This is a genomic window from uncultured Gimesia sp. (assembly GCF_937919775.1).
GTDB lineage: Bacteria > Planctomycetota > Planctomycetia > Planctomycetales > Planctomycetaceae > Gimesia.
The window spans coordinates 1-5,776 of record NZ_CALFPF010000322.1 but is presented as its reverse complement, the minus strand read 5'-3'; the positions used below and the strand labels follow the sequence as shown (position 1 = coordinate 5,776).

The following is a 5,776-nucleotide window of genomic DNA, read 5'->3' as shown; positions in this document are numbered from 1 at the left end:
AAACATCTTTTTTCAGTGATCCTTCGCCCGTATTCGGATCAACTTGCACTTTGACGGAGTCACCTGAGTAAAAGTCGGAGCGACGCTGTATCTTGCCTGTTGACTTCAAATAACTCTCATCGATGGAACAAACTATTCCAGTATCGGTCATTGATACCGCGTAGCCCCAGTGGCCGGATTCTTCATTTTGTGACATCCCGAGAATTGTACCTTCCTGCCCTGCGACAGCCTGAAGGTTATCATCCTCGTTTTCGACAACAACGACTACTTCGTAAAATTGAAATTGATGCTGCATTGTTTTTGTTACCTCATGATGTTCATCACCTGTTGTTGAGATAATAACGGATCGAATAAGAGGGCACAATTTTTTTCTGTCTCATTGAGTTTTTTTGCTACCACGGACGACACGAACAAATGGCGTCGTTCCCCTTTCCTGCTGACAGGTTCACTATTTTCAGCACTCTGAGTGAGAGTCTGTCTGGTAAAATCGGGTTGAGTTTTTTGTCATGTTTCTAACGGCGGCTAGCGCCGACCCGCTCATTTTCTTTGTGGGATGCCTGGGTTTATACCGGTGGTCAGGTTGTGTTTCTTCATTTGAATTTGCTTTTGTCACAGAAAAAACATTGAGTCGTGCAATCAAAAATGGACGGGAAGGAACCGGGGCTAACGCCCTGCGGCTAATTACGGATGCCTCGCGGTCGTCAGGGTGGAGTTGAGCGAGCTGTTTTTTTTACCAGGGAAGACACGAAACATCCTGGATAGCATACTGATTTTCATGTTCATTGCTTAAGCATTTTCAGCTCTCTGATTGCGAGTCTCTGCGGTAAAATCGGGTGAATGATTCACTACGTTCTTAAACGGCAGCTAGCGCTTTGCCGCTCACTTTGGGAGGTTGTTGATGTGTTTTCTGCAGGTGTTTTGGTTGGAACATTGTTTACCGGCGGGCGGCCACATAGGGCCGCACCCTACATATTCACGAGTTGGAAGTGCTTCTCTGATATTGAACCTGTACTGTCGGGCTGACACATGGGTTTGCCCCTACGAATATGCTATTGCTGCGAAGGTGTGATTTCTATGAATCTGTTATTGCTGCTGTCGGCTGTTTTTATAATTGCTGTTGATGCTGATTTTCTTTGGGGGCGGGGGGACGTCAAGAGGAAACTGCTTTTTCTTGTGGGGCGGGGCGTGGCGGGAGGGTGTCCTGATGGTGGGGGAGTGGGGCGGGTAATGTTGGAAATGTGCCGACGTGTGTCGATACTCATAACAGAATTGAGTTTCCATTTGAAAAAAAGTGCTGAAACAAGTGGTTTTTGCCAGGCGGGTCTGAGACTGGTTTCACTTCTTCACCTGAACCTGAGGAGCGCACGCGCGCGACACACAACTTTTGATAAACTAAGCAACGCCGGGTTCGCGTCAAGAGCGGTTTTAACCAGTGATCAAAACAAATCAGCAGTGTTGTTTCAGAACCAGTTCTGTTTGTCGGCGAGTGTGATGAACGGTTTGCCGGCGAGGAAACAACGGAGGTTTTCCAGTAATGTTTCCAGATGGCGTTCGGGGACGCGGGTGGAGGCAGCCGCGATGTGGGGGGTGATGATCACGTTTTCCATGTGCCACAGCGGATGGTCGGCGGGCAGCGGTTCGATCTCGAACACGTCGAGGCCCGCGCCGGCGATGTCGCCTTCCTGTAACGCGGCGGTTAAATCCTGCAGATCGACGATGGCGCCGCGGCCGATGTTGATCAGGTACGCGCTGGATTTCATCTGCTGGAACTGGACGGTGCGAAACAGTTTTTCGGTCTGGGGGGTATGCGGGGCGGCGATGACGACGAAATCGCTGAGGGCTAACAGGTCGCTCAAACGGTCGACGAGCCAGACTTCCTCAACGACGCCGGGGACTTCTGATGTATAAGGATCAACGGCGTAAACCGTCATGCCGAAGGCTGCGGCGCGACGACAGATTTCCGCGCCAATCGAGCCGACACCGACAACGCCCAGCGAACAATCGGAGAGATGCAGATGACTGCGATCAACTTGACTGACCCGTCCGGGTCCTGTGACAAAATCGGGTTTACCGGCCTGCCCGCCGATGGGCTGCCAGTTCGCTGCGGTCTGCTGGCGGATGTAGCGATGCAGATTACGGGCGAAGCAGATTACGAACCCCATGACGTGGTCGGCGATGACGTCATAAAAAATGCCGCGCATGTTGGTGAGCTGGCAGGGATGTTCGATCAGTTCTGGAAAAACGTAATGTTCGAGGCTGGCGGTGGGGGACTGAATCCACTGCAGGTTCTCGGCGGCGGCGAGCAGCTCGGGCGTGATCTTGCCGAAGAAGGCGTCGGCGTGTTTGATTTCGGTCAACGCTTCGGACAGATCTTTTGCGTTACAGACGGTGAGCTGGTCGGAGACTTCCTGAATGCAGTCCCGTCTCGTGGAATCGATGGCTGGGTAGATGAGTAGTTTTTTCATGGATGACAAGGATTCCATTAAAAATGTTCGATGGTGCCACTGATAATACGTTCGAGGCCGGCTTCGGTTTTCAGGATCAGAAAACCCTGATCGTCGATTTCCAGGCAGGTTCCCTGTTTTGTCTCCCGACCGGTATTAATTCGAATGGTCCTGCCGGTCAAGAGGCAGTACTTTCGCCAGGCCGACATGAATTCCGTTTTTTCGCTGGCGACGTCGTAGAGCCGATTCTCGATGCCGTTGATCAGATCAATGAGCGTGGTGGCCAGCGAATATTTCTGGCGGGTGGTTTCGTAGAGCGAAGTGCCCGTCGATTGCAGTCCGTCTTCCGCCGACAGGAAAGAGTTATTCAGATTCACGCCGACACCGATGACGACGAGCCCCGGTTGATTGGCGGCGGTTTCGACGAGAATGCCGGAGACTTTTTTGCCTTCCAGATAAACGTCGTTGGGCCATTTCAATTTCAGGTCAAACTCGGGGAGGTACTTTTCGAGTGTTTCGCAGACGGCGAGTCCTGTCGCCAGTGCGATGAGCGGCTGCTGTTCGAGAGGAATTTGGATCTGCCCGACATCGACGACGAGCGAGAAGGTGAGTCCCCCTTCGGGAGACCACCAGGAATTGCTGCCTCGACCGCGGCCTGCGGTCTGTTTTCCGGTGAGGACCAGACTGGGCAGACTGATGTCGCGTGCCGGGTTGGTCTTTGCGGGGGAGCAGTGCGTGTGCAGGGCCCAGGTATTGGTGGAGGCGAGACTTTCGAAATAGTCGAGATGCTCGATGAAGGTTTCCGTCTGGATTGCTTTCAAATCCTCAGCAGTAAACGGCAGCATTCCAGACTCATTTTCAGGAAAGAGATCGAACGATTATGAATTACGCGGACAAAGCAGTGAGAGCCTCTTCCCGGGAATCGTACAAAGGCCAGAGTGTCCCGACTTTAATGCACTTCAGGATATTCTGCATGTTGACGCTCGCGTTACAGAAAACAGCCTGTCCCCCGGTCTGGCGGGCACGCTGCAGCAGACGGATAATCGCCCCGATAATAATCGAATCGAGATAATCGACTTGAGACAGATCGATGACCACATTTTTCAGTTCCGGAGTGTCGAACAGCCGCAGAACCTTATTGGATTCAATCTGGACATTGCTGTACTGAAATTGCAAGGTCGAACCCTGGGGGACTACCACCAGATTTGGCGTAGTCACTTCTACCTTAAAGATTTCCAAGTTATCTATCATCGCTTAATTCCAGTATCACACCAGTTCAGGGACTGCCTGACAAGCACTTTTGTATTAAAAGGATATGAAGAATGCATCAATGTTCTTTTAGAGCATAACCAACCTGAAAGCCAAATATCAGGCATCGAATTGAAAACTCTCAATAAAAACGGGACGATTCCATCAAAGTGTACATCTCGTTTTTACTGGATTCCGGGAAGAAATCGTATTTTCAGACACTTTCCCCAAACCTCGTATTCGGAGCGGTAATTTCAGTTGCCTAATGTGAAATACCTTAACTAGAATACAAGATCGTTGCAGAAAAAATAGAATTTGTCCGGTTGCCGCCGGTTGCATTCCGTATAATCAGGTCTGGAGAAATGGTTGTCCAAGACAGCATGATCGCCGTAATCGGATAATTCCATAAACCAGAGGAATTTTACCACGAACCAACCGATATAATTATCCAAATCGTCGCGCATGTACTATGAACAACCTTCCAGATAGATCTACCTGAACCAGCCTGTTGAATCGCCTATATGTCCTCATCAAAACTAGCCTGGAATAGCAGCCCTCGAATGCTTCTGCGTTCGATTTTAATGCTGGATGACAGTGCGCACTCGATTGCGCTGGGGACCGCGATTGGAATGTTCATCGCTTTAACCCCCACGGTCGGCGTTCAAATGCTGATGGTGATCTGCTTTGCGTTTGTGACGCGCCCCCTGTTTCGGTTTAACCAGATTGCTTCCTTGATCACGGTTTATATCTCGAACCCTTTAACGCTGGTGCCGATTTACTGGTTTGACTACAAAGTCGGCACCTATTACGTCGGCGGGTCGATGACCCAGCAGGATTTCGCCCGGATTCTGGAATTCGAAGGTTTCAACGGATGGTGGGAAACGATCAAACAACTCATGCTGGATGTGGGCTCACCACTGATTATCGGGTCTTTAATCGTGGCCACTTTTTTTTCGCTGGTGACGTATCCGATTATGCTGCGGCTGGTGATGCATTTTCAAAAGCGGGAGCCGGGTGCTCACGCGGATGAAACGGAGACTCAGACGGTCATTCCTCACAAACCTGTCGAAGCAGACCAGAACGCAAAATCTGTGCATCTTCATTCCAGTTAGGCGTTGAACTCAACCTTAACTCTCTCATAATAATCAATCTATCGGCCATCTGATTTTGACGAGATATTAAGGGGTATTTGATGTCGTCTCCCAAGTATGACTGTTTATGTGCGGGTATTATTGTTGCGGATCATGTCTGCAAAGCCATTGACCACATGCCGAAACCGGGAGAACTGGTGCTCACCGATGAGATGGAACTGACCATCGGCGGTTGTGCATCAAACGTGGCCGCCGACCTGGCGAGACTCGATAGAGAGGTGGCGATTGCGGGCATTGTCGGACAGGATGTGTTCGGCCGTTATGTCGAGGAAAGCCTGATCCAATCGGGAGTTCACTGCGATTACCTGATGAAATCGGACCAGCTTCCGACCAGCGGATCGTTCGTAATCAACGTTCAGGGGGAAGACCGACGATTCATTCATTCGGTGGCGGCGAATTCGCTGTTCACGGGAGCAACCGTCACCGAGGAACAGATTCAGTCCTGTCGAATTCTGTATCTGGGCGGATATTGCCTTTCGGAAGAATTATCGCCTGAAAATGTGGTCAAAATGTTCCGCGCCGCCCAGGCAGCCGGTGTGATCACGGTGCTGGATGTGGTGACTCCCAAGCCGCATGATTACTGGAAAATGCTGAAGCCGGTGCTGCCGTTCAGCGATTATTTTCTGCCCAATAATGATGAAGGGGCCTTGATTACGGGAGAATCGGACCCGATTGCTCAGGCACGGGCTTTCAAAGAAGCGGGTGCGAAAACCGTGATTATCACTTGCGGCGGGGAAGGGAGTATCCTGATGGAAGACCGCCGCACGATTCGCTCTGAAGTTTACCCGGTGAATCTGGTTGACGGAACTGGCAGCGGAGACGCGTTTGTGGCAGGTTTTATTCACGGGCTGCTGGAAGGTGCCAGCCCCGAAGAATGTCTTACGTTCGGTTCTGCACTGGGACACAGCTGCGTACGCGCAACCGGCGCCACAG

Annotated in this window: 6 protein-coding genes; 2 read left to right on the top strand and 4 right to left on the bottom strand. The window is 51.1% G+C overall.

What is annotated here, in order from left to right; translation table 11 throughout:
* From Q0294_RS08875 to Q0294_RS08860, 4 genes are all read right to left on the bottom strand, one after another.
* On the bottom strand, nt 1-295 hold a 295-nt coding region (locus Q0294_RS08875), incomplete at its 3' end, for an Imm31 family immunity protein (protein ID WP_299463545.1).
* Between the two features lie 1,165 nt (nt 296-1,460).
* Nucleotides 1,461-2,465 carry a D-2-hydroxyacid dehydrogenase gene (locus Q0294_RS08870; RefSeq protein ID WP_299463543.1) on the bottom strand — a complete coding sequence of 335 codons (1,005 nt, stop codon included), beginning with the start codon at nt 2,463-2,465 and terminating at the stop codon, nt 1,461-1,463.
* A gap of 17 nt (nt 2,466-2,482) precedes the next feature.
* Entirely contained in the window at nt 2,483-3,289 is an 807-nt protein-coding gene (locus Q0294_RS08865) for a biotin--[acetyl-CoA-carboxylase] ligase (protein ID WP_299463541.1), read from the bottom strand.
* Nucleotides 3,290-3,329: 40 nt separating this feature from the next.
* Nucleotides 3,330-3,695, bottom strand: coding sequence for an STAS domain-containing protein (locus tag Q0294_RS08860; protein WP_299463539.1), 366 nt, complete (start codon nt 3,693-3,695; stop codon nt 3,330-3,332).
* A 557-nt stretch (nt 3,696-4,252) separates the two neighbouring features.
* Here Q0294_RS08860 and Q0294_RS08855 point away from each other — a divergent pair.
* Nucleotides 4,253-4,804, top strand: coding sequence for a DUF2062 domain-containing protein (locus Q0294_RS08855; RefSeq protein WP_299463536.1), 552 nt, complete (start codon nt 4,253-4,255; stop codon nt 4,802-4,804).
* A gap of 80 nt (nt 4,805-4,884) precedes the next feature.
* On the top strand, nt 4,885-5,776 hold an 892-nt coding region (locus Q0294_RS08850), incomplete at its 3' end, for a carbohydrate kinase family protein (RefSeq protein ID WP_299463533.1).